This is a genomic window from Lysobacter spongiicola DSM 21749 (assembly GCF_900167055.1).
In the GTDB taxonomy this organism is placed as follows: Bacteria; Pseudomonadota; Gammaproteobacteria; order Xanthomonadales; family Xanthomonadaceae; genus Novilysobacter; species Novilysobacter spongiicola.
This window is the reverse complement of the sequence record NZ_FUXP01000001.1, coordinates 261838-286494: the sequence shown is the minus strand read 5'-3', so window position 1 is coordinate 286494 and position 24657 is coordinate 261838. Positions and strand designations below refer to the sequence as shown.

Annotated in this window: 23 protein-coding genes and 1 pseudogene; all 24 read left to right on the top strand. The window is 66.5% G+C overall.

Features of this window, described 5'->3' with window-relative positions; all coding sequences use genetic code 11:
* Nucleotides 1-74 precede the first annotated feature (74 nt).
* Nucleotides 75-2510: a heavy metal translocating P-type ATPase gene (locus tag B5D37_RS01415; RefSeq protein ID WP_078756913.1), complete on the top strand. Its 2436-nt coding sequence runs from the start codon at nt 75-77 to the stop codon at nt 2508-2510.
* The gene (cueR, locus tag B5D37_RS01410) at nt 2500-2961 is read left to right on the top strand and encodes a Cu(I)-responsive transcriptional regulator (RefSeq protein WP_078756912.1); all 462 of its coding nucleotides are present in this window, start codon (nt 2500-2502) and stop codon (nt 2959-2961) included. Before B5D37_RS01415 ends, cueR begins: the two co-directional genes overlap by 11 nt.
* The gene (locus B5D37_RS01405; RefSeq protein ID WP_078756911.1) at nt 2958-3689 is read left to right on the top strand and encodes a hypothetical protein; all 732 of its coding nucleotides are present in this window, start codon (nt 2958-2960) and stop codon (nt 3687-3689) included. Before cueR ends, B5D37_RS01405 begins: the two co-directional genes overlap by 4 nt.
* 300 nt (nt 3690-3989) lie before the next feature.
* Nucleotides 3990-4898, top strand: a complete 909-nt coding sequence (gene hutG / locus B5D37_RS01400) for a formimidoylglutamase (protein ID WP_078756910.1) — start codon at nt 3990-3992, stop codon at nt 4896-4898.
* Between the two features lie 124 nt (nt 4899-5022).
* Nucleotides 5023-5424, top strand: coding sequence for a CopL family metal-binding regulatory protein (locus B5D37_RS15245; protein WP_143814077.1), 402 nt, complete (start codon nt 5023-5025; stop codon nt 5422-5424).
* A 134-nt stretch (nt 5425-5558) separates the two neighbouring features.
* The gene (locus B5D37_RS01390) at nt 5559-7409 is read left to right on the top strand and encodes a copper resistance system multicopper oxidase (protein ID WP_078756908.1); all 1851 of its coding nucleotides are present in this window, start codon (nt 5559-5561) and stop codon (nt 7407-7409) included.
* Nucleotides 7406-8554, top strand: coding sequence for a copper resistance protein B (locus tag B5D37_RS01385; RefSeq protein ID WP_353688666.1), 1149 nt, complete (start codon nt 7406-7408; stop codon nt 8552-8554). The genes B5D37_RS01390 and B5D37_RS01385 overlap by 4 nt, the downstream gene beginning before the upstream one ends.
* Nucleotides 8555-8567: 13 nt before the next feature.
* Complete coding sequence (locus tag B5D37_RS01380) at nt 8568-9338, top strand: c-type cytochrome (RefSeq protein ID WP_078756907.1); 771 nt, start codon at nt 8568-8570, stop codon at nt 9336-9338.
* A 17-nt stretch (nt 9339-9355) separates the two neighbouring features.
* A complete protein-coding gene (locus B5D37_RS01375; RefSeq protein WP_078756906.1) occupies nt 9356-9865 on the top strand; it encodes a YybH family protein in 510 nt (169 codons plus the stop codon).
* A gap of 14 nt (nt 9866-9879) precedes the next feature.
* Nucleotides 9880-10404: a DUF411 domain-containing protein gene (locus tag B5D37_RS01370; RefSeq protein ID WP_234987670.1), complete on the top strand. Its 525-nt coding sequence runs from the start codon at nt 9880-9882 to the stop codon at nt 10402-10404.
* A gap of 70 nt (nt 10405-10474) precedes the next feature.
* The gene (locus tag B5D37_RS01365; RefSeq protein ID WP_078757431.1) at nt 10475-10825 is read left to right on the top strand and encodes a four-helix bundle copper-binding protein; all 351 of its coding nucleotides are present in this window, start codon (nt 10475-10477) and stop codon (nt 10823-10825) included.
* 163 nt (nt 10826-10988) lie between these two features.
* Entirely contained in the window at nt 10989-11372 is a 384-nt protein-coding gene (gene copC / locus B5D37_RS01360; protein WP_024867866.1) for a copper homeostasis periplasmic binding protein CopC, read from the top strand.
* A gap of 10 nt (nt 11373-11382) precedes the next feature.
* Nucleotides 11383-12312, top strand: a complete 930-nt coding sequence (copD, locus tag B5D37_RS01355; protein ID WP_078756905.1) for a copper homeostasis membrane protein CopD — start codon at nt 11383-11385, stop codon at nt 12310-12312.
* A 105-nt stretch (nt 12313-12417) separates the two neighbouring features.
* Nucleotides 12418-12651 (top strand): Sec-independent protein translocase subunit TatA, encoded by a 234-nt coding sequence (gene tatA, locus B5D37_RS01350; RefSeq protein WP_078756904.1) that lies wholly within the window; start codon nt 12418-12420, stop codon nt 12649-12651.
* Nucleotides 12652-12681: 30 nt separating this feature from the next.
* Nucleotides 12682-13170: a Sec-independent protein translocase protein TatB gene (gene tatB / locus B5D37_RS01345; RefSeq protein WP_078756903.1), complete on the top strand. Its 489-nt coding sequence runs from the start codon at nt 12682-12684 to the stop codon at nt 13168-13170.
* Nucleotides 13151-13906: a twin-arginine translocase subunit TatC gene (gene tatC, locus B5D37_RS01340; protein ID WP_078756902.1), complete on the top strand. Its 756-nt coding sequence runs from the start codon at nt 13151-13153 to the stop codon at nt 13904-13906. The genes tatB and tatC overlap by 20 nt, the downstream gene beginning before the upstream one ends.
* 290 nt (nt 13907-14196) lie before the next feature.
* Entirely contained in the window at nt 14197-14595 is a 399-nt protein-coding gene (locus B5D37_RS01335) for a heavy metal-responsive transcriptional regulator (RefSeq protein ID WP_078756901.1), read from the top strand.
* On the top strand, nt 14592-16964 hold the full coding sequence (locus tag B5D37_RS01330; RefSeq protein WP_078756900.1) for a heavy metal translocating P-type ATPase: 2373 nt from the start codon (nt 14592-14594) through the stop codon (nt 16962-16964). The genes B5D37_RS01335 and B5D37_RS01330 overlap by 4 nt, the downstream gene beginning before the upstream one ends.
* A 66-nt stretch (nt 16965-17030) precedes the next feature.
* Nucleotides 17031-17300 carry an EF-hand domain-containing protein gene (locus B5D37_RS01325; RefSeq protein WP_234987669.1) on the top strand — a complete coding sequence of 90 codons (270 nt, stop codon included), beginning with the start codon at nt 17031-17033 and terminating at the stop codon, nt 17298-17300.
* A gap of 239 nt (nt 17301-17539) precedes the next feature.
* A pseudogene (locus B5D37_RS14995) lies at nt 17540-18112 on the top strand (copper-transporting ATPase); the annotation flags it as partial.
* Between the two features lie 43 nt (nt 18113-18155).
* A complete protein-coding gene (locus tag B5D37_RS01315) occupies nt 18156-18578 on the top strand; it encodes a hypothetical protein (protein ID WP_078756898.1) in 423 nt (140 codons plus the stop codon).
* A 129-nt stretch (nt 18579-18707) separates the two neighbouring features.
* Nucleotides 18708-20030 carry a TolC family protein gene (locus B5D37_RS01310; RefSeq protein ID WP_234987668.1) on the top strand — a complete coding sequence of 441 codons (1323 nt, stop codon included), beginning with the start codon at nt 18708-18710 and terminating at the stop codon, nt 20028-20030.
* Nucleotides 20027-21439, top strand: a complete 1413-nt coding sequence (locus B5D37_RS01305) for an efflux RND transporter periplasmic adaptor subunit (RefSeq protein WP_078756896.1) — start codon at nt 20027-20029, stop codon at nt 21437-21439. Before B5D37_RS01310 ends, B5D37_RS01305 begins: the two co-directional genes overlap by 4 nt.
* Before the next feature lies 1 nt (nt 21440).
* A complete protein-coding gene (locus tag B5D37_RS01300) occupies nt 21441-24593 on the top strand; it encodes an efflux RND transporter permease subunit (RefSeq protein ID WP_078756895.1) in 3153 nt (1050 codons plus the stop codon).
* Nucleotides 24594-24657: the final 64 nt, after the last annotated feature.

The following is a 24657-nucleotide window of genomic DNA, read 5'->3' as shown; positions in this document are numbered from 1 at the left end:
AGGTGATCAGGCGTGTTGACCCTCCCACCATGGGAGGCCCGAGCCTGATACTCCCTGATTCCGGAAAGACCGCCATGAATGCCGTGTCCGCGTCGAACATCCCGCCTCCGCTGCGCGTACCGGTCGAGGGCATGACGTGTGTCTCGTGCGTCGGTCGCGTGGAGCGGGCGCTGCGTGCCCTGCCGAACGTCGACACGGCCACGGTGAACCTGACCACCGAAACGGCCGAAGTCCGCGTGAGCGCCCCCCTGTCCGTCACGGACGTCGCAGGTGCAATCGAGGCTGCGGGCTATCGGATACGGACGCGCCAGGTTGACCTGACCGTTGAGGGCATGACCTGTGCCTCATGCGTGGGCCGCGTTGAACGTGCGCTGCGAAACGTCCCGGGCGTCGTCGGGGCGACGGTGAATCTCGCCACTGAACGCGCAAGCGTCGAGGTGACGGGCGATGTATCAGACGCCGTGCTTTCAGAGGCGGTCGCCAACGCCGGTTACACCGTGCGGGTTGATACGCCGGAGGTCCCGCAATCAGAACCGGCCCGTGGCACGCCGGGCCGCGAGGCCCGCCATCTGATAATCGCGAGCGTGCTGACGCTGCCGCTCGTCGCCCCAATGCTTTCCTTGTTATGGGGTGAGCACTGGATGCTGCCGGGATGGATCCAGTTCGCGCTGGCCACCCCCGTCCAATTCTCGCTGGGCGCCCGCTTCTACCGCGCTGCGTGGCGTGCCCTGAGGGCCGGCACGGGGAACATGGACCTGCTGGTGGCCCTGGGAACGTCGGCCGCTTACGGCCTGAGCGTCTATCACCTGGTCCGGGGTGCGGCGCACCACGGGGCTGGCCCGCTGTATTTCGAGGCTTCGGCGGCCATCATCACCCTGATCCTGCTGGGCAAGTTTCTCGAGGCCCGAGCCAAGCGGCAGACGACCGAGGCGATCCGCGCCCTGCAGGCCTTGCGCCCCACCACCGCGCGCATCCGCCAATCGGGCGCCGATCTGGAGATTCCGGTCGAGCAGGTCGCCGTCGGGGACGTCGTGGTCGTTCGGCCCGGCGAGCGGTTCCCCGTGGACGGCACCATCCAGGAAGGTCGCACCCATGCCGACGAGTCGCTCATCACCGGGGAATCGGTGCCTGTCGCCAAGCTCGAGGGCGATCGCGTCACAGGCGGGGCCGTCAACGGGGAAGGCTTCGTGCTCGTCGAAACGACGGCAGTGGGCAGCGAGTCGGCCCTCGCGCGGATCATCCGCCTGGTCGAGGACGCCCAGGCCAAGAAGGCCCCCATCCAGAAGGTGGTCGACCGCGTCAGTGCGATCTTCGTTCCGGTGGTGGTCGCCTTGGCGCTCGTCACCGCGATCGGCTGGGGCCTTGTGACCGGCGACTGGACGCAGGCGATCCTCAATGCCGTCGCGGTCCTTGTGATCGCCTGTCCCTGTGCGCTCGGACTCGCAACGCCCACCGCCATCATGGCCGGCACCGGCGTCGCAGCGCGCGCCGGCGTCCTAATCAAGGACGCGCAGGCGCTGGAGACGGCCCACCGCGTGAGCGTCGTCGCCTTCGACAAGACCGGTACGCTCACGGCCGGCAAGCCACGGCTGGTGGCGGTTACCGCGCTTGACGGTGCAGACGACGCGCTGGTGCTGCGGACCGCGGCCGTGCAGGCCGGCAGCGAGCATCCCCTGGCCCACGCCGTGCTGGCCGCGGTCGATGGGCACGAACTGCCCGCTGCACGGGATATCGCCGCCGTCCCTGGGCGCGGTCTGCGTGGGACCGTGGACGGGATCGAGCTGCTCGTCGGCAGCACGGCGATGATGGAAGACGCTGGCGTCGACCTCGCGCCTCTGCTCGCACGCGCCGATGCCCTGCGCACGCAAGGCCACACCCTGTCTTGGGTTGCCTCCCGGCAGGCGGACGGCGCGCAGCTGGAGGGGCTGCTCGCGTTCCGCGACGAGCCGCGCGCTGGTGCAGCCGCCTCGATAGCGAGGTTGCATGCCCTGGGCATCCGCACCGTCATGATCTCAGGCGACAACGAGGGCGCAGCCCGCAGCGTGGCCGATGCGTTGGGCATCGACGAGGTCCGCGCGAACGTGCAGCCCGGGCAGAAAGTGGACGCGGTGCTCGCGCTCAGGGAGAGAGGTACGGTGGCCATGGTGGGCGATGGCATCAATGACGCCCCCGCCCTCGCCGCCAGCGATGTCGGTATCGCAATGGGCACCGGCACCGACGTCGCAATCCACGCGGCCGGGATCACGCTGATGCGTCCGGACCTGGACCTGGTGGCGGCGTCGCTCGATATCTCGCGGCGCACGACCCGCAAGATCCATCAGAACCTGTTCTGGGCGTTTGGCTACAACGTCATCGGCCTTCCGCTTGCAGCATTCGGACTGCTTGACCCGGTGATCGCCGGCGCGGCCATGGCGTTCTCCTCGGTCAGCGTGGTCGGCAACACCCTGCTGCTGCGCCGGTGGTCTCCGCCGCGATCGCCCGAGTCGAACGAGGTGGCCCATGCCAAGTAATGCATTCCGCCCCGAGCTCGCCGAGGCCCGCGAGCAGGGCCTGCACAACATCGGCGAAGCCGCGGCGCTCTCAGGCGTGAGCGCGAAGATGATCCGCCACTACGAGTCGATCGGCCTGATCCCCGAGGCAGCGCGCACGTTCGCCGGCTACCGGCTCTACAGCGACGCCGACGTGCACCGCCTGCGCTTCGTCAAGCGGGCGCGGAACCTTGGGTTTTCAATGAAGCAGATCGAGGTGTTGCTTTCGCTGTGGAGCGATCGCTCGCGCGCAAGCGCCGACGTCAAGCGCCTGGCCAACGAGCATGCCGCAGGGCTCGCCGAGCGCATCGCCGAGATGCAGGCCATGCAGCGCACACTGGAGAACCTGGCACGGCGCTGTCATGGCGACGGCCGGCCGGAGTGTCCGATCCTGGACGACCTGGCCGCCGCAGACGACGCGCGTGCATCGTGACGACCGCGATACCCTATGAAAACCAGCTCATCGGCGCTTTCCTCTACGCGTTAGGCTATGCCGATGCGCGCTACGCGGCCCAGCACGCGTCCGGTGCGCTGGCGGCGGCTCCGATGTCTCCAATGGCGGTTAACCTGTTCCAGCAGACCCCGCTGGACTGCGCCTTCAGCGACCTGGTCATCGGACGCGAACAATGCCTGGTGCTTGAGTTCAAGCGTTCGCCCGCCGAGCTGGGCTCGGAAACGCGGAAGCATCGCGCGGCCTGCTGCAAGGCGTTTGCTCAGGACAAGGCGTTGCGCGCGTTGAGTCGCCACGGACATTTCGTGGTCTATGGACAGCACGCTGAGGCCGGCGTCGACCTTCGCCTGTGCCTGTATCTGGACGTCCTCGGGCTCACCGAGCCCGTCAAGCTTGATCGCGGATCGGCCCGCTTTCTGGTCGACCACTTGGCTCGTCCCACGCCACCTGCGAAACCGCGCTTGGGGCTGAAGCCTGCCGCGATGGTGACCTATCTGGATCACTTGCGCCGCCTGCGCGCCGAGCAGATCGGCTCCGCCGGGCGGATCGGAACCGAGCGGTGGCTGGGTCTGGCGCGGGACGGGGCTGGCCTGAAGGTCGTCGCGGCTCATTCGATCGAGGCCTTACTCGGGCTCGACATCGACCGCGCTCCCGGCCACGATCTGGATCGGGCGATCAAGCGCAACCGACCGCGGGGCCCGGAACGCTGACCCGCGTACGGGAACGGCCCTCAAACTAGGAGAACGAGATCATCGTCGCTGGCGTGATCGCCCGTGTTGGCTGAGGAATTGACACGCCCGACAGTGGATCTTTCGCCGCCCGCGATACCGGGGTCTCCTCGGTCCGGCTCGAACAGGCGTTCGACCTGATCCGCACGGTCGTCCCCCGCTACGACGAAGATCGTTACTTCGCCCCCGAGATCGCGGCGGCGGACACGTTGATTGTCAGCGGCCGGCTCGCCGAACTGGTACGCACCGAGTTCCCGGACGAGCTGGGCTGATGGACAACTGATGGAAAGCTGGCACGGTCGAATCGATGACGAAGCGGACCCCGAGACCTTCCGCTGGCACCAGATCGTGCGTCCAATGGAACGCCACGCCACCCCGGGCATCGCTCTGCTGGGATTTGCCAGCGACGAAGGCGTGCGCAGGAACAACGGCCGGACCGGCGCGGCACAAGGCCCATCGGCGTTGCGACTGGCCCTGGCCAACCTGCCTGTCACCCACTCGCGCCCTCTGTATGACGCAGGCGACATCGCCTGCACCGACGGCGATCTGGAAAGCGCGCAACAGCGCTACGCCGACCGCCTGACTGAATTACTGTCGGATGGCCATTTTCCGGTTGGCATGGGCGGTGGACACGAAATCGCTTTCGCCAGCTATCTGGGATTGGCAAACAACCGCGATGCCGGGCGCATCGCCATCGTCAACCTGGATGCACACTTCGACCTGCGCGACAGCCCGATCGCCACCTCCGGAACCCCGTTCCGCCAAGCCATCCAGCACGCCGACAAACATGGCATTGCGCTGGACTACTTTTGTCTCGGGGTCAGCAGCGCATCCAACACGCGACGTCTGTTTCACACCGCTCGGGAGACGGACACGCGTTTTTTGATGGACGAGGAAATGACGCTGGCGAATTCGTGCGCGCAAGTCGAGCGGCTTCTGCAGTGGTTGCAACCAGCCGACTCGATCTACCTGACCATCTGCCTCGACGTCCTCCCCCATGCTGCGGCGCCTGGCGTCAGCGCGCCCAATGCCCGGGGCATCACCCAAGAGGTGCTGGAGCCACTCATCGCCGCCACGTTGAGCACGGGCCGGGTGAAAGTCTGCGATATCGCCGAGCTTTGTCCTCCGCTGGATCGGGACAACATTACGGCCAGGGTTGCTGCACGTCTGATACACGGCCTGGCGCAGTGACCGCTCATGTGCCGATGGCGGACCCCGCTTGTCGACTTCTTGGGCGACGTTCCTTGACCATCGTTGAGCGACGGTTCAGGGAATTCCCGGCAATGCCAACATGTTTTGGTTAATGTAGCCCGATATGTCGCTCCAGCACCTTCTACTGCGTGTACTGGTTTGCATCGCCCTGGTCCTCAATGGATCGGGACTCGCGGTGGCGGCCACGCAGATGCATGTGCAGCACTTGGCCATGGTCAGCTCCATGCCCGCCCCAGCGCCTGCTGAAGACGATCATGCAGTCTGCGGGGAACATGCCGAGGCAGCTCCTGCCGTCGAAGCGGCATTGTCTGGCAACCATTCCACGGCAATCGATTGCTGTGAGGGTGCAGATTGCGCGGTTGTCTGCCCGGCAGGAATACTGGGGACACTCACGGCACCGGCCCAAGGCTGGGGGATGACGTCGCACATCCTGGCCGCTGGTCCGGCCTTGGCCGACCGCCCGGCCCCGTCGCTTCAAAGTCGCTACCGACCTCCGGTTCGCTAAGTCCCGGCGCCCTTGACGGGCGGCCGTTCCGACTTGCTGACTACGCGCTTGTGCCATCGGCGCGGCGCCAGCAGATGTCGAATGATTCCGCTTTCCCGCGGATACCGACTTTCCCGAATTCACGGAGTGTTTCCATGCCCACCGATTCTTCCGGCTCCCCCCCGCCGGCGCCCTCGCGACGTCGTTTTGTCACCGGTCTGGCCGCCGGCGGCGTTGCTGTCGGCATGGGGCTTTGGCGCTTGCCGGCGTTTGCCGCCAGCGGCGCTGCCCAGCCGCTGCAAACCCTGAGCGGCACCGAGTTCGACTTGACCATTGGCGAGACGCCGATGAACTTCACCGGCGTCACCCGCCCTGCGATCACGGTCAACGGATCGATTCCCGCGCCCTTGCTGCGCTGGCGCGAGGGCACCACCGTCAACCTGCGGGTCCGCAATGCCCTGCCCCCCGGCTCGATTCATGGCGAGCAGGCGTCGATCCACTGGCACGGCATCCTGCTGCCCGCCAACATGGACGGCGTGCCCGGTTTGAGCTTCGACGGCATCAACCGCGGCGAGACTTACCAGTACCGCTTCAATGTGGTGCAAGGCGGTACGTACTGGTATCACAGCCACTCCGGTTTCCAAGAGCAGGCGGGCCTGTACGGGCCATTGGTGATCGATCCAATCGATCCCGAGCCGTTCGCGTATGACCGCGATTACGTGGTCATGCTCAGCGACTGGACCGACCTCGATCCGAACAGCCTATTCGCCAGACTCAAGAAGCGGTCGGATTTCGACAACTTCTCCAAGCAGACGGTTGGCGACTTCTTCGATGACGTGAAGCAGCACGGCCTGGCCGCCACGGTCGAAGACCGCAAGATGTGGGGCCAGATGCGGATGACCCCGACCGACCTGTCGGACGTCAACGGCAACACCTATACCTTCCTCATGAACGGCACGACTTCGCTCGGCAACTGGACCGGCCTGTTCCGGTCGGGCGAGAAGGTCCGCCTCCGCTTCATCAACGGGTCCGCGATGACGTACTTCGACGTGCGCATTCCGGGCCTGAAGATGACCGTGGTCGCAGCCGATGGCCAGTACGTGCATCCGGTCACGGTCGATGAGTTCCGCATCGCCACGGCCGAGACGTTCGACGTCATCGTCGAACCGACCGGGCAGGATGCGTTCACTATCTTCGCGCAGGACACCGGCCGCACCGGCTACATCAGCGGCACGCTCGCCGTCAGGGAGGGGTTGCGGGCGCCCGTGCCCAACGTCGACCCCAAGCCACTCCTCACCATGGACGACATGGGCCACGGCGGAATGGGTGGCGGCGGTCACGACATGTCTTCGATGTCTCAGGGGGCAATGGCCGGCGGTGCGATGGCCGGAATGGACCACAGCGGCCACGACATGTCGTCGATGGCCGGAGGCGCGATGGCCGGCGAAAGCATGGCCGGCATGGATCACGGCGCCGACGGAATGCAGGAACACCCTGCCACCGAAACCGGCAACCCCCTGGTCGACATGCAGACGATGGCACCCACGCCCAAGCTGGATGATCCGGGCATCGGCCTGCGCGACAACGGCCGCCGCGTGCTGAGCTACGCCGACCTGCGAAGCACGTTCCGCGACCCCGACGGGCGCGAGCCCGGACGCACAGTCGAGTTGCACCTGACCGGCCACATGGAGCGCTTCGCGTGGTCGTTCAACGGAGTGAAGTTTGCTGACGCGGAGCCGCTGCGGCTGAACTACGGCGAGCGCATGCGGATCGTGCTGGTCAACGACACGATGATGTCGCATCCGATCCACCTCCACGGCATGTGGAGCGACCTGGAGGACGAATCCGGCAACTTCATGGTGCGCAAGCACACCATCGACATGCCGCCGGGCAGCAGACGCAGCTACCGGGTGCGCGCCGATGCGCTCGGCCGCTGGGCCTACCACTGCCACCTGCTCTACCACATGGAAGCCGGCATGTTCCGCGAAGTGCGGGTGGAGGAATGAACGCCATGATCCTTTCAAGTCGTCATCCCCTGGCCGTCGGCCTGGCCTCCGCATTGTCTCTCGCAGCGGGCTTCGCGCCGGCGTGGGCGCAGGAGACGGACCACACCGCGCACCACGCGGCAGCGAAGCCAGCTCCAGCTGCAACTCCGGCGCCGGCCAAGCCTGATGACCCGCACGCGGGTCATCAGCCAACTCCGCCCGCCAAGAGTTCCGATGACCACGGGACCATGGACCACGCCAGCATGGACCACGGCGCCATGAAGCAAGGGGCCGCAGACACGACCGGCGACGATCACTCCACGATGGATCACTCCAGAATGGACCACTCCAGCATGGACAGCTCCGGGATGGACCACGCGGGAATGGACCACGCGTCCATGGGCCATCAGCCTGGTGCCAGCCAGGATCTCCCGGCGACCGCGGAGCCGCGCGAGCCTATTCCTGCCATCACCGCGGCCGATCGGGCCGCGGCGTTCCAGGACCTCGACGCGCACGTGATACACGGCGAATCGATCAACTCCTACTGGTCGCTTGACCGGCTTGAGGCCTGGGACGCGGATGAGGACGGCACCGGCATGGCCTGGGAAGCGAAAGCCTGGGTCGGCTCCGACTTGAACCGGCTCTGGCTCCGCAGCGAGGGCGAGCGTGCGGGCGGATCCACCGAGTCGGCGGATGTGGAAGTCCTGTACGGTCGGGCCATCGCCCCCTGGTGGGACGCGGTCGCCGGTGTCCGCCATGACTTCGGTTTCGACGGCGGTCCATCGCGCACCTATGCCGCGCTTGGTGTCATCGGTCTCGCCCCGTACAAGTTCGAAGTCGAAGCGACCGCCTACGTGGGCGAGTCCGGCCAGGTCGGTCTCGGCGCGGAAGCCGAATACGAAATGCTGTTCACCAACCGGTTGATCGGCCAGTGGCTGGTCGAGGGCGAAGCCTGGAGCAAGGATGATCCGGCGGTTGGAATCGGCAGCGGGCTGAGCAAGGTCGAAGCCGGTTTCCGGCTGCGCTACGAGTTCCATCGACAGTTCGCGCCGTATGTCGGCGTGGTCTGGGAGCGTGCCTACGGCGGAACCGCAGACTTCCGTCGCGCGGAGTCCGGTGATGTCGACGACACCCGTATCGTGGCGGGCGTGAGGATCTGGTTCTGATCGGAGTACTCGTATGCAACCGAAGACTCGCAAGCGTGTTTGGCTGATCGGAGTTCCCCTGGTTGCCGCAGTGGGCGCGGCGGGCTTTATCTGGAGCGGCGTATACAACGTCGCCGCGGATGACATGCACACCAGGCCCGTGCACTTTGTGCTCGAGACCGCACGCGAGCGCTCCATCCTGGCGCGTGCGGGAAGGTTGGACGTCCCGCCGGGCCTGGACGATCCAGCGAGAATCGTGCAGGGCGCGGGCAACTACGCAGCGATGTGCGCCGGGTGCCACCTGGCTCCATCGATGGCCGAAACAGAGATGAGCCAAGGCCTGTATCCAGCCCCGCCCAACCTCAGCCAGTACGGGGTCGATGCGCCAAAAGCGTTCTGGGTGATCAAGCACGGGATCAAAGCAAGCGGCATGCCCGCCTGGGGCAAGAACATGGAGGACGAGTACATATGGAACATGGCCGCGTTCCTGCAGGTGCTGCCCACGCTCGACGCGGCTGCATACAGGGAACTGGTCGACAGCAGCGAAGGCCACGCGCATGGCGGCGGCGAGACACACGACGACGACCATGACGAGGCGGCGACGGAGGATCACCCTGCCCAGCCCACAGCTGGGAGCGACGCGATGCCGCACGCGCAGTCGCCGGGTATGGACGATGACCACGGAACGCGTGTCACCGACACAGAAGTCCGCGCGGTAGAGCATCGCCATGCCGACGGCAAAGTGCAGTCTCCACCTTCACCCCATATGACCGAGGCCGAAGACGGCCCTGCGCACACTCACTGAAAACCTGGAGTTGAACAATGAATGCAACAGCAATTTCGTCTGGCCTCGCGCTGATGCTGGCAATGGTGTCGCCCGCAATGGCGCAGACGGCACAGTCGCATGCACATCACCCCGCCGCTGCGGCAGCGGCGGACGTAGACGTGCCGGCCGCCGCGAAGGCCGCCGTCGACGTGGCGGAGCGCTTCAACGCCGCCCTCTCCAGCGGCGACCTGGCCACGGTCGGATCCCTGCTCGCTCCCGACGTCCTCATCCTCGAGTCCGGGGGTGCCGAGCGCAGCCGCGAGGAATATCTGGGTCATCACGCAGTCAGCGATGCGGCATTCCTCAAGGGCGCCCATCGCCAGCTGCTCCGTCAGCGTGCACGCACCGCTGGTGAGTTCGCATGGGTCGGAACCGAAAGCGAGCTGCACGCCCAGAAAGACGGTAAGCCACTGACCGTCCAGAGCACCGAGACCATGGTGCTGAAGCAGACCACCGACGGTTGGCGGATCGCCCACATCCACTGGTCTTCGCGGACCAGGCGCTGAGCGGAGAACCAGAAATGAAAACCTGCAGATTGAACCGACTGGCGTGGGCGGCTTTTGCGGTCGCCGGCCTGGGTGCCTGCACCCAGGCGGCGACACCCGCGCAGTCCACCATCGCGCCCACTGCACAGGTCGTCCCGGAAACAGCCGACGCGACTCCAGCCGCCCTGCCACGCATGACCGTCCACAAGACCCCGACCTGCGGGTGCTGCGGTAGCTGGGTTGACCACGTGCAGAAGGCGGGCTTCACCGTGGATGTGCATGACATGGATGACCTGGGTCCGGTCAAGGAGCGCCTGGGTGTCCCCTATGCAAAGGGCTCCTGCCACACGGCCGAGGTCGACGGATACGTCATCGAAGGCCATGTCCCGGCCGAGGACATCAAGCGCCTCCTCGAAGAAAAGCCGGACGCACGCGGCCTGGTCCTCCCAGGGATGCCGCTTGGTTCTCCCGGCATGGAGGTTCCGGAGGGGCGACAGCAGCCGTACACGGTCGAGCTGGTCCATCGCGACGGAACCACTGAACCGTTCGCACAGCACTGATCCGTCGCAGCAACAGGGGGCGGTGTTGCGGGCGCGCCGATTCTCGTCCGCGATGAAGCAGGAGATCCACATGACTCACCATTCCGAAGACCACCGGTCCCAGGCCATGAACGAGTGCATCGACAACTGCACGCAATGCCACGCGATTTGCCTTGAGACCATCAACTACTGCCTGAGCAAAGGAGGTGCCCACGCAGCCCCGGAGCACATCGCCCTGCTGGCGACGTGTGCCGATATCTGCGCCACCAGCGCCGACGCCATGTTGCGTGGCGCCAGCGCTCACTCGGTGGTTTGCAGTGCCTGCGCGGAGATCTGCCGCCAGTGCGCCGAAGCATGCGATGCCATGAACGACCCTGAGATGCGGCGCTGCGCCGAAGTTTGTCGGCGATGCGCTGAAAGCTGTAGCGCCATGGCAGCCTGATGCGTCGGAGGATCCCGCCTGAGCGGCGGGATCCTCATCTCAAATATCAAAAGCCGACCAACCGTGGTTTCGGTGACAGCCCGACACCTAACGCTTGTCGGATCCAACACAGCACGGCGCCGAACGGGGCTTTGCATCACATTCGCAATGAGGATTTATCCCTATGAAATCATCAAACGTCCTTCGCTCCTTCGCGCTCGTCCTCGCGATTGCGGCTGGGCAGTTCTCCCTGCAGATCGCGCACGCCCACGCCGCGCTGCAGCAGTCCACACCGGCGGCAAATGCGGTGGTGGCTTCGCCGGGCCAGATCGATCTCGTGTTCAACGAAACATTGATTCCGCGGGCGTCGCGTCTCAAGTTGCTCATGAAGCACGGGAGTTCCACCATGCCGATCGAGAATTTCACGACCGAGATCGTCAACAACGGTAAGACCCTGCGTGCCAAGTTGCCCCAGCCGCTGACTCCGGGCGTCTATACCGTGGAATACCGCGCCGTTGGAGGCGACAACCACCCCATGACCGGCAATTTCAGTTTCACGGTGCGCTGAGGAGCAACAAATGTTCGACCTCTCGGCTTATGCACTGAGATTCCTCGAATATCTGGTTCTCATGGTGCTTTTCGGGGTTCCACTGTTCGGTTGGTACGGTTCGCGTCGACCGGCACTCGCCGACGCCCTGGCCGGGTGGCCATTCATGGGCGTTCTGTTGGTGAGTGCCGCCTTCGGGCTCGTGCTCACCGGGGCCGATGTCTTCTTGAAGACCGCGGGCATCATGGGAATGCCGGTCGCCGACGTTGATCGCGAATCGCTGGGCTGGTATCTGTTTGAGACGTCGGCAGGCCGCGCAGCCATGGCGAGAGGCGTGCTGCTGATCGCCATGATGTCCGTGCTCGGGTGGCATCGTCGCCGCGGGAAGGTGGAGTCCGCTTTCCCGCAGGCGGCGACGCTGGCGGGCGGCGCACTCGCTTCGCTGGCATGGAACGGCCACGCCGCCGCTGGCGAGGGCGTGGCAGGCGCGGTCCGACTTGCTGCGGGCTTGGTCCATCTTCTAGCGGCAGGCGGCTGGATAGCAGCGGTCCTGATGTTCCTGGGGATGCTCCTGCGCCGCAAGGAGGCCTCGGGTAACGAGCGTCTGCGATCGACGCATGACTTCCTGCATGGATTTTCGACGCTGGGAACGATTTTTGTTGCTGCGCTCGTCGTGTCAGGCGTCGCGCACTACGGGGATCTCACCGCGTGGTCATTGTCGACGCTGCTGCAGAGCACCTACGGAAACCTGCTGCTGTTCAAACTGGCTCTGTTCGGTGGAATGCTGGGCCTGGGAGCGCTGCACCGATGGACGCTGGTGCCACGCCTGGGTCGGGCACTGACCAACGGGGATCCTGCGCAGCAGGTGCGCGCCCTGCGACAGAGCGTGGCGGCTGAATCCGCACTGGCCATTTTGATCCTGATTGTTGTTGCAGTGCTCGGGACGCTGAGCCCGATCTAGCGCTGCAACCGTCTGCACCATTGCGTACCTCAAGCGCTCTACAGTTACCGCAAATTATGGGTATCGAAGCGAGCGTTCATATCAACTATTGTGGTGGAATCATCCATGGGAAGTTTCAGTATTTGGCACTGGTTGATCGTGCTTGCAGTCGTGGTTCTTGTGTTCGGTACCAAGCGATTGAAGAATGTCGGGCAGGACGTTGGCCAGGCGATCAAGGGCTTCAGGCAGGGTGTCAGCGACGATGAAGCGATGCCGCCTGTCCAGCTGCGCGACGACACTCGAGAGGACGCCCGTCGGGACGCCGAGCGTAACCACGGCGGCGAACGGACGCCGCGCTGAGCGTGACTGCGGTCCGAAGCCCACGTCTGCATGTTTGACATCGGATTCTCCGAGCTGTTCGTGATCGCGATCGTCGCCTTGGTGGTGCTCGGCCCAAAGCGCCTGCCACGCGCAGCGAAGTTCGCCGGCGTCTGGGTACGACGCGCGCGCGCGCAGTGGCATTCGGTAAGGTCGGACCTGGAGCGCGAACTGGCCGACGAGGAGTTGCGGCGCAGCCTGCGTCAGGCGCACGAGGAAGTCGTCCGTGCCGAGGACGCACTGTTCGCGGGTGGCCGATCGCTGCAGCGCGATCTGGCGCGGGCGTCCCAGATCCCGATCGCAACTTCAGCTCTGCCAGCATCTGTAAACGCTTCAGAGTCTCACCAGTCGGCGCCGGACGAAGCCCGACCGGACAAGCCGCCCAGAGGCGAGCCCTGCACCCCGCCATCGGGTCGGTCGCGTCGCCCTCGACGCCGCAGGGGATTCGGGATGATGCGGACGCCTGTCCTGCCGCCCGTCCATGAACCTCCCCAACCCTGACACTGACACCGGTACGCGCGTAATTGACCATTTGGTCGAGTTGCGTGCGCGTCTGCTGCGCGCAACGGCCGGCCTCTTACTGGCGCTGCTGGCGCTGCTGCCGTTCGCCAACCGCCTGTACGCCTGGCTGGCTACGCCGCTGCTGGACAAGCTGCCAACTGGCGGGCAGCTGATCGCGGTCGAAGTGGCCAGCCCTTTTTTCGCTCCGCTCAAGCTCGCATTCTTCGGGGCGGTAATGCTGTCGATGCCTTGGTTGCTCTACCAGGCGTGGGCGTTCGTAGCTTCCGGTCTGTACCGGCGCGAGAAGCGCTTGGCGCTGCCGCTACTGGTGTCGTCGGTGGCACTCTTCTACGCCGGGTGCGCATTCGCGTTCTACCTGGTGCTGCCGATGGTATTCGGCTTCCTCACCAAAGTCGCTCCCGAGGGGGTGACGATGATGACCGACATCAACGCCTACCTCGACTTTGTGTTGGTAATTTTCCTCGCCTTCGGTGCCAGCTTCGAGCTGCCGGTTGCGCTTGTGATTGCGGCCGTTCTCGGCTGGGTCACACCGGGGCAGCTGCGAGAGTCGCGCGGCTATGCGATCGTCGGCATCTTCGTCATTGCCGCAATCATCACTCCGCCCGACGTGGTTTCGCAGTTGATGCTGGCGATCCCGATGTGCCTGCTGTACGAAGTCGGGATCATCGCCACGCGCTGGGTGGCGCCTGCAGACGATCAAGCCGTTGGCCCGTGAGGGTATATGTTCGACTGTCATGGCGCACGTTTCCCAGAACAAAAAAGCGCCTGGGCCGGACCCGCCAGATCGGCGCCAGGCCGCCGCGCTGGAGACGCCGCTGGATGCCGACACCCACTGTGCCGACGTGCGCTGGTGCAGATCGCCGCTGCAGGTCTACGTCAGGTATGTGCAGCGATACTTGCCTTAGCCCCCCGGATGACGGGCACGAGCGCGAGAGCCACCGCCACTTGACTCTGGACCATGGTCAAGGGTAGACACTCGGCATCTGGTCTGACGGAGCGCCCACCATGCAGATAGGTCAACTCGCCAAGCGGACACACGTGCCAATCGACACGATCCGCTACTACGAGAGCCACGGCATCCTGCCCGCCCCTGCCCGTCGCAATTCGGGATATCGATCCTACGACGACGCCGACGTGGCACGCCTGCATTTCGTGCGTCGCGCCAAGGCGCTTGGCTTCACGCTGCGCGAGATCAGCGAGCTGATGCAGCTCTCGGGGCGGTCGGGTGAGGACATGGCGGGGGTGCGTGGGTCGGCGGCGGCACGCCTCGCCGACGTCGAGCGCAAGCTGGATGAACTCACACGCATCCGCGATGGGCTGCGCCAATTGGTCACTGCCTGCCCGGGTCACGGGGGCATCGAGGACTGCCCGATCCTGGGCGCATCGTCGAAGGAAGACGCATGAACACGCACGAGCCCCACCAGCATGCGCACGGACATGGCGGCAGCACTGCCGGGCACGCGCCTGAAGGCGGCCCGCCAACCCCGCCTCCCGGAACGGTGAAGGATCCGGTCTGCGGAATGAACGTCGATCCGCAGACCTCGCCCCACCACGCCGAACACGCCGGCACGACGTACCACTTCTGCTCGGCCGGCTGCTGCACGAAGTTCGTCGCCGACCCCGGCAAGTACCTCGCGCCCACTTCGGCCGAACCTGTGCCTGTGGTTCCGGGCTCCATGTACATCTGCCCGATGCATCCCGAAGTCCGCCAGGACCATCCCGGTACCTGCCCGATCTGCGGCATGGCGCTGGAGCCGGAGATGCCCGGGCTTGACGACGAAAAGAACCCGGAGCTCGTCGACTTCAGCCGCCGCTTCTGGTGGACGCTGCCGCTGACGCTGGTCGTGCTGGTACTGGCCATGGTCGGTCACCGGTTCGCCTCGCTGCCAACCGATGTGCGGACCTGGCTCGAGCTGGTGCTCACCGCGCCAGTGGTGCTCTGGGCCGGCTGGCCGTTCTTCGAGCGCTGCGTGCAGTCCATCCGCAACCGCAGCCCGAACATGTGGACGCTGATCGGCATCGGCGTGGCAGCTGCCTTCGGCTACAGCGTGGTGGCGACCGTGGCCCCCGGCCTGTTCCCCGACTCGTTCCGCGAGCACGGCCGTGTCGGCGTGTACTTCGAAGCCGCCGCGGTGATCGTCTCGCTCACCCTGCTCGGGCAGCTGCTGGAACTGCGCGCACGCTCGCAGACCTCCGCCGCGATCAAGTCGCTGCTCGGCCTTGCCCCGAAGACCGCGCGCCGCCTGCGCGACGACGGCACCGAGGAGGACATCGATCTGAGCCACGTCCACGTCGGCGACCGCCTGCGTGTGCGTCCCGGCGAGAAGGTCCCCGTCGACGGCAAGGTGCTGGAAGGCCGCTCCAACATCGACGAGTCGATGCTGACCGGCGAACCGATCCCGGTCGAGAAGGCGGCCGGCGACCGCGTCATCGGCGCGACCATGAACGCCACCGGCAGCCTGGTGATCCGGGCCGAGAAAGTTGGTTCCCAGACCGTGCTGTCGCAGATCGTGCAGCTGGTGGCCCAGGCGCAGCGCTCGCGCGCACCGATGCAACGGATGGCCGACAAGGTCGCGTTCTGGTTCGTGCTGGCGGTGCTGGCGATCGCGGTCGCCACGCTGCTGGTCTGGGGATTCTTCGGCCCGGAGCCGTCGTGGACCTACGCCGTGCTCAATGCGGTGTCGGTGCTGATCATCGCCTGCCCCTGCGCGCTGGGGCTGGCGACGCCAATGTCTATCATGGTCGCGACCGGCCGCGCTGCGCAGGGTGGCGTGCTGTTCCGTGATGCCGAGGCGATCGAGAACTTCCGCCGCATCGACACCCTCATTGTCGACAAGACCGGCACGCTCACCGAAGGCAGGCCCGCGTTCCGGGAGACGATTGCGGCGAATGGTTTTACGGAGGACGAGGTGCTGCGCCTGGCTGCCAGCCTGGACCAGGGCAGCGAACACCCGCTGGCCGATGCCATCGTCGCCGAGGCGCGTCGTCGCGGCCTGGCGTTGGAGACGCCGCAGGACTTCGAATCGTCCACCGGCATCGGCGTGCGCGGCACGGTAGGGGCGCTCACGCTGGCGATCGGCAACACACAGCTGATGCGGGAACAGGGCGTCGACCCAGCCTCGCTGCAGGCGCAGGCCGAGACGCTGCGTCACGAAGGCGCGAGCGTCATGTACCTCGCGGTCGACGGGGCCCTGGCCGGACTCATCGCCGTGGCCGACCCGATCAAGGCCTCCTCGCGCGAAGCCATCCGGGCCCTGCAGGCTGACGGCCTGCGCATCGTGATGGCCACCGGCGACGGCGTGGCCACCGCAAATGCCGTCGCGCGCGAACTGGGCATCGACGAGGTGCACGGCGAGGTGCGGCCGAAGGACAAGATCGACCTCGTGCAGCGGCTGCAGGCCGAAGGCCACAGGGTCGCGATGGCCGGCGACGGCATCAACGACGCCCCGGCACTGGCCGGCGCCGACATCGGCATCGCCATGGGCACCGGCACGGACGTCGCCATGTCGAGCGCGCAGGTGACCTTGGTCAAGGGCGACCTGCGCGGCATCGTGCGCGCGCGCAAGCTGTCCAGTGCCACCGTGGCGAACATGAAGCAGAACCTGACCTTCGCATTCCTCTACAACGCACTCGGCGTCCCGATCGCCGCGGGCGTGCTGTATCCGGTGTTTGGCCTGCTGCTCAGCCCGATGGTGGCGGCGCTGGCAATGAGCCTCAGTTCAGTATCGGTGGTAGCTAATGCTCTTCGACTGGGCAAGACCCGGTTCGAATAACTGCCAGGCGGGTGTGCCGGGAACCGCGCCCATGGCATCACAATCACGTTCCCTGGAGCTCATCAAATGAAAATTGCAGCCATGGCGTCAGCGTTGCTCCTGTCACTGGCCGTCGTTACCCCGGTGGCAGCCGCCGAGCCGCCGGCAAAAGACCGCGCCGCACACGAATCTCACAAGCAGGCCACCGGAGCACAGGATTTCGCCGCTCTGGACAAGAACAAAGACGGCTCGCTGTCGAAGGAAGAGATGGCGAAGCATCCGATGGCCGCACACTTCGGCATGATGGATGCAGACAAGAATGGCGAGCTGAGCAAGAGCGAATACGAAAGCATGTAGGAGCTATGCCGCCGCCCGGCTGCGGCCATTCGACCTAGCGTGCTGCGACCAGCGCGGGGCGAACCCGCCGCCAGGCGTGCGGAAGTTGGTGGTCTGCCTCTGGTCCAAACGCGCCGAAAACCTCAGCGGCATTCCTCGGGAGGCGTAACAGCGGATGTCGATCTTCAGCTGCCAAGCTTTCTGCCCATTCTGCGTTCGCCCGGCGGTACCAGTTGCTGCGCGATGTGGGGATTGATGGCGGCATGGGGGTTTGCGGAACCGTGGCCGGTCACACGCTTGCGCTGGGCAATACCGCACTCATGGACGACCTGGGCGCCAACCCGGCGCGCACGTCGACGTGGCCGAACGGATGCGCCGCGAGGGCACCAGCGCCATGTTTCTCGCCGTTGACGGTCGACTGGCGGGCCTGATCGCTGTCGCCGACCCGATCAAGACATCGGCCGCGACCGCCATCTACGAGCTGCACGCCGCCGGGCTGCGCAGCGACCGGCGACGGGCTCACCACCGATCACCCTGGTCAAGGGCGACCTGCACGGCATCCTGCGCGCCAGGAAGATTTCTCAGGCTACCGCGGCCAATATGAAGCAGAACCTCGCCTTCGCGTTCGCCTACGCGCTGGGGGTGCCGGTCGCGACCGGGGTGCTGTACCCCGCATTCGGGATCCGGCTGAGCCCGATGGTCGCGGCGCTCGCGATGAGTCTGAGCTCGGTGTCGTTGTCGCCAACGCGCTTCGCTTGGCCAGGTCGACCGCGGTGCCGGCTACACCGAGGGCGACCGCGCCGGAACAGACTCCCGGTCTGGCCAAGAGTTGATCTGGATCAGTTGCGTCAGACCGGGTAGTGGTAAGCTCAAGTCATGGCCCGTCTTCGCCACCGGAACTGGTTCAAGCGCACCGTCTTCCTCGCGATGGCGGCGCTGCTCTGGTCCCAGTTCGCGCTGGCAGGCCATGGCGAGTGCCTGGACCTCCCAGGCACGCCGGCGGCGCTGGTCGCTGCCGCCACCGACACCCAGCACGACCATGGCCACGGCTGCGATGCCGAGCTCCCCTCGGCGAGCAAGGCACTGTGCGACAAGCACTGCACCGCGGATGACATCTCGGCGGACAGTGGGCGCATCCCTTCGATTCCGCCGCTCCTTCTCGGAGCATGGCTCTCCTGGTTCGCAGTCGCCGAGATCGGGGATGGTGCGCGGGGCGTCACGTCCACATGGGTGGATTCGCCACCCAGGCCCGCCTGGCACCGACCTACCGCCCATCCCGCGGCGCTCCTGCTGATCTGATGCCCGGACGCTGACTGCTCCGCACCTCTGTGCGGCGCGGTCCTGTGCGTTCGCGCCGTGGCTGCGTCACGGCATGGGTTCCTGCCCTCGTCCGAGCGACCTGCGTCGTGTCGGCCCAAGGACACTGATATGACATCCCTGTTCCACCGATTGCAGGCCTGGCGCCCGCACCCTCGCCCGCTGTTCCGCCGTCGGCAACCACTCCGGCACCTTCTTGCCGGCGTGCTCGCCGGCGCCCTGTGGACGCTGGCGCTACCTGTGACCGCAAGTGAACCCGTGCCGGGGCACAGCCTCGAGTCGATCCGCGCCTGGGTTCTGGAACACAACCCGGAATTGCGGGCCATGGACTTCGAGGCCCAGGCCGCTGAGGCACGGATCCAGCCAGCGGGCGCCCTACCCGACCCGACGGCTTCCCTTGGATTCCGCGGCCTCGATCCGGACAAGCCCTGGCGCTCCGCCGGTGCAGACCGCCAAGTCGACTACGCATTGCGCCAGCGCTTCCCGCTCTGGGGCAAGCGTGGTCTGGCGCGGACCGCGGCCAGCCAGGACGCGGTCGCGGTCGGGCTTGACCGCATCACCGCGGCGCGCGACCTGCTGTCTGACGCCGAGGCGGCCTACGCACGCTACTGGCATGCCGATCAGGCCGTGGCCGTGCTCGACCGCCGCATCGCCCTGCTCCGGCAGGTCGAGGAAATAGCCGGCGTGCGCTACGCCCTGGGTCGCGCGGCGCAGCAGGATGCCATCCGCGCCCAGGTCGAGCAGACCAGCCTACAGCGCGAGCGGATCGAACGCCTCGCGACCAAGCAGGAGGCGGCCGCCACCTTGAACGCGGTGCTGGGGCGCCGGTCCGATGCACCGCTGGCGACTCCCGGCGAGGCGCCGCGCCTCGCCGTCCACAGCGCCTCGCTTGCCGAGGCACTGGATGACGCCGATGCGCACCCCGCGGTCCGCTCACAGCAGGCCCGCGCCGAAGCCGCGCGCACGAACGTGGTGTTGGAGCGTCGCAACCGGTTCCCGGACATCACCGTGGGCGTGGGTGCGATGCAGCTCGGCAACGGCATCGAAAGCACCGAGCTGATGCTGGAGGTCGAGATCCCGTTCCAGCAGCGTGCACGCCGCGAGCGCGAGCGCGAATCGCGCCTGCTCGAAGACGCGGCGCTGGCGCGCATGGACGCCACCCTGCGGGCCGTGGAGGAACGCGGCGCCTCCGCCTGGGCGCGGTGGACGAGCGCACGCGAACGCCGGCAACTGATCGAGAACACGCTGCTGCCGCAGGCCGACGCCACCTGGCAGTCCGCGCTGGCCAGCTACCAGGTCGGCGAAGTCGACTTCGGGACGCTGCTGGAAGCACTCAATGAATGGCAGGGCGCCGACCTCGCACGGGTCGATGCACTGCGTGACGAACTGTTGGGCGCCGCCGCCGTGCGCGCCATCGAAGGAGATATCCGATGACCCGTGTCCAGACCCTGTCGCTCGCCATCGGCGTCGCACTCGCCGCTCTCACCGTCGGATGGGTGGCCGGCCGCGCCACGAACGATTCCACGACCGCAACCACGTCCGCCGAGGCGCCGGCCGCGGAACGCAAGGTGCTCTATTACCGCAATCCCATGGGCCTTCCGGACACCTCGCCAGTGCCCAAGAAGGACTCGATGGGTATGGACTACGTCCCGGTCTATGCCGACGATGCACCGCCGGCGGCACCGGGCACGGTGGTGCTGCCGCCGGACAAGGTGCAGGCGCTGGGCGTGCGCACCGAAGCGGTCAAGCGGGGGGCCCTGGCCGCCACCGTGCGCACCAGCGGCACGGTCGAGGTCGACGAGACCCGGCAGTACGCGATCGCGCCCCGCTTCGAAGGCTGGGTGGAGCGCCTGTACGCGGACCAGACCGGCATGCGGGTCCGCGCAGGGCAGCCCCTACTGTCCGTCTACAGCCCGGAGCTGGCCGCGGCGCAGCAGGAATACCGACTGGCGGACGAGACCGCCCGCCGGCTGGCCGGGTCCGATCCCGCGAGCGCGGCGTCGATGGTCCGCCTGCGCGATGCCGCCCGCACCCGTCTGCGCAACTGGGAAATCAGCGACGCGCAGCTGGGCAAGACGGGGCTGGTCCTCACGGCGCCCGCGGACGCGGTCGTGATCGAGAAGCCGGTGGTCCAGGGCGCACGCTTCGAGCCCGGCGAAACCATCCTGCTGCTGGCCGACCTGTCGACGGTGTGGGTGATCGCCAAGGTGCCGGCGGCGCAGGCCGCGGACATCAGGGTCGGCCAGCCGGCCCGCTTTGAAACCGTGGCCCTGCCGGGCCAGGTGGCCGAGGGCGAAGTCACCTTCGTGCAGCCCGTCATCGATGCGATGACACGCACCGTGGACGTACGCATCGCGCTGCCCAATCCCGATGGCGACCTGCGGCCGGGACTCTACGGGACGGTGCTGCTCGAGGAGCCCGGGGCCGGCCCGCTCCTGAACGTGCCGCGCTCGGCGGTGCTCGACAGTGGCACACGCCAGGTGGTGCTGGTCGAGACCGGTCCCGGCCGCTTTGCTCCGCGCGATGTCACCCTGGGGCGGCGCGGCGGCGATCGTATCGAGATCCTCGACGGCTTGGCAGAGGGCGAACAGGTCGTGGTCTCCGCCAACTTCCTGATCGACGCCGAAAGCAACCTGCAGTCGGCACTCGAGGGACTTGAGGGACACGCAGGACACGGGGCGCCCTCGGGCACCGGCGAGGATCCGCAGCCCGGGTCCGGTGATGGCGCCTCCGACCCGCACGCAGGCCATGGTGACGAAGCCACTGATCCGCACGCGGGTCATTCGATGCCGGCCACCCCGGAGGAGGCTCCGCCCTCCGCCACCGGCCACGAGGGACACTGACATGCTTGGTCGCCTCATCGAGTGGTCGGTCCGCAACGTCTTCCTGGTGCTGGTGATGACGCTGGCCGTGGTCGCCGGCGGCGTCTACGCACTGATGCAGACGCCGCTGGACGCGCAGCCGGACCTGTCGGATGTCCAGGTGATCGTGTTCACCGAGTACCCGGGGCAGGCGCCCCAGGTGGTCGAGGACCAGGTGACCTACCCACTGACCAGTGCGCTGTTGTCGGTTCCCAAGTCGAAGGATGTCCGTGGCTTCTCGTTCTTCGGCGCCTCCTTCATCTACGTCATTTTCGAGGAAGGCACCGACCTGTACTGGGCTCGCTCACGGGTGCTGGAAAACCTCAACGTCGCCACCAAGAACCTGCCAGCGGGAGTAGCACCCGCACTGGGTCCCGACGCCACGGGCGTGGGCTGGGTCTACCAGTACGTCCTCAAGAGCGACCGCCATTCGCTGGACGAACTGCGCGCCATGCAGGACTGGTACCTGCGCTACCAACTGACCACCGCCCCGGGCGTCGCCGAGGTCGCCAGCGTCGGTGGCTTCGTGCGCCAGTACTCGGTGACCGTCGATCCGGTCCGCCTGCGCGAATTCGACATCCCGATCTCCCGTGTCTCCGAGGTGATCAACGAGAGCAACCGCGACGTTGGCGGCCGCGTGATCGAGATGGGCGAGACCGAGTACATGGTGCGCGGACGCGGCTACCTGCGCGGCATCGAGGACATAGAGAGCCTCGTGCTGCGCGCCGAGGGCGGCGCCCCGGTGCTGATTGGCGACGTCGCCCGGGTCGAACTGGTGCCCGACGAGCGCCGTGGCATCGCCGACCTGGACGGCGAAGGCGATGTCGTGGCCGGGATCGTCATTGCGCGCTTCGGCGAGAACGCTCTGGCCGTGATCGGCGGGGTAAAGGACAAGATCGCGGAACTTGCACGCGGCTTGCCCGAAGGCGTCAGCGTCCAGGCGGTCTACGACCGGTCCGATCTCATCGTGCGTGCGATCAAGACGCTGCGCACGACATTGCTCGAGGAGAGCCTGATCGTCGCGCTGGTGTGCCTGCTGTTCCTGTTCCATGCGCGCAGCGCACTGGTCGCGATCGTCATGTTGCCGGTCGGCGTGCTGATCGCGGTGATCGCGATGCGTGCGCTGGGCATGAACTCCAACATCATGAGCCTGGGCGGCATCGCGATCTCGATCGGCGTGATGGTCGACGCGGCGATCGTGATGATCGAGAACGCGCACAAGCACATCGAGCGCTCCGACGGCTCCCGAAGCCGAGCCCAGCTGATCATCGACGCCTGCCGGGAGGTCGGGCCGGCGCTGTTCTTCAGCCTGATGATCATCACTGTCTCGTTCCTTCCGGTATTCGCGCTGGAAGCGCAGGAAGGCCGCCTGTTCAAGCCACTGGCGTTCACCAAGACCTTCGCCATGGCTGGTGGCGCGCTGCTTTCGGTGACGCTGGTGCCGGTGCTCATGCTGCTGTTCGTGCGCGGCAAGATCGTGCCCGAGCACAAGAACCCGGTGAACCGGTTCCTGATCGCGGCCTACCGGCCCGTGATCAACGTGGTCCTGCGGTACCGGATGGCCACGATCGCGATCGCGCTGGTCGCCCTGTTCGCCAGCCTGTGGCCGGCATCCCGCCTGGGCAGCGAGTTCATGCCCACGCTCAACGAGGGCACCCTCCTGTACATGCCAGCGTCGCTGCCGGGCATGTCGGTGACCAAGGCCTCCGAACTGCTGCAGCAGCAGGACCGGATCATCAAGGGCTTCCCGGAGGTGGAGTCGGTGTTCGGCAAGGCGGGCCGCGCCCTGACCGCCACCGATCCTGCACCTTTGGAGATGTTCGAAACCGTCATCAACCTCAAGCCCGAGGACGAGTGGCGGGACGGCATGACCACCGACAAGTTGATCGCGGAGATGGACGAGGCGCTGAAGTTCCCGGGCGTGGCCAACTCCTGGACGATGCCGATCAAGGCCCGGACCGACATGCTGGCCACCGGCATCCGCACGCCCGTGGGCATCAAGTTGTTCGGCACGGATCTTGAGCAACTCGACGCGTTGGCCACCGAGATCGAAGCGGTGGTGCGCGAAGTGCCGGGGACGACCAGCGCGTTCGCCGAACGCCTGACCGGCGCCTACTACCTCGACATCACCCCGGACCTGCCCAGCCTGGCGCAGTACGGCGTGACCCTGGGCGAGGTGCAGGACGTGGTGGCGGCCGCTCTGGGCGGCGAGATCGTCACCACCATCCTTCAGGGCCGCGAGCGATTCAGCGCGATCGTGCGCTATCCGCGCGAGCTGCGAGACGATCCGCACCGTATCGGCAACCAGGTCCTGGTGCCCGTGCCCGGCGGCGCGCAGGTGCCCCTCGGCGAGTTGGCGCGAATCGAGGTCACGAAAGGGGCACCGAGCATCCGCACCGAAAACGCGATGCTGGCGGCCTACATCTACGTCGATACGCGTCAGAGCGATCTCGGCCGTTACGTGAAGGCCGCGCAGGATGCCGTCGCCGAGCAGGTGCAGTTCCCGCCCGGCTACTACGTGACCTGGAGCGGTCAGTACGAGTACATGCAGCGCGCCGCCGAGAAAATGCGCGTCGTCGTCCCGGTAACCCTGGCGCTGATCTTCCTGCTGCTGTACCTCAACTTCCGCCGCGTCACCGAGTCGCTGATCGTGATGCTGTCGGTGCCGTTCGCGCTGGTCGGCGGTGTGTGGCTGATGTGGATGCTCGACTACAACGTCAGCGTCGCCGTGATCGTCGGCTTCATCGCGCTGGCCGGCGTCGCCGCGGAAACCGGCGTGGTGATGCTGATCTATCTCGACCACGCGCTGGAGGCTCGCGCCGCGCAGCGCCAGGCCGAAGGCCGCTCGCTGGATGCACGCGACCTCCGCGAGGCGATCGTCGAAGGTGCGGTCGACCGCGTGCGCCCCAAGATGATGACCGTGGTCGCGATCATGGCCGGCCTGCTGCCGATCATGTGGAGCAGCGGCACCGGCTCGGAGGTCATGCGCCGCATCGCCGCGCCGATGGTGGGCGGCATGGTCTCGTCCACGATGCTGACCCTGGTGGTGATTCCGGCGCTGTATTCGCTGATCAAGCAGCGGCAGTTGGCCAGGAAGCGGCCAATATCCGCTGCGCTGCCGGCGGACCTGTCGTGATTCGGCCGACCTTCAGCGCGCCGGCCGCCTGGTTACGGATGGAGGTGTGTCAGTCGAGCTTGAC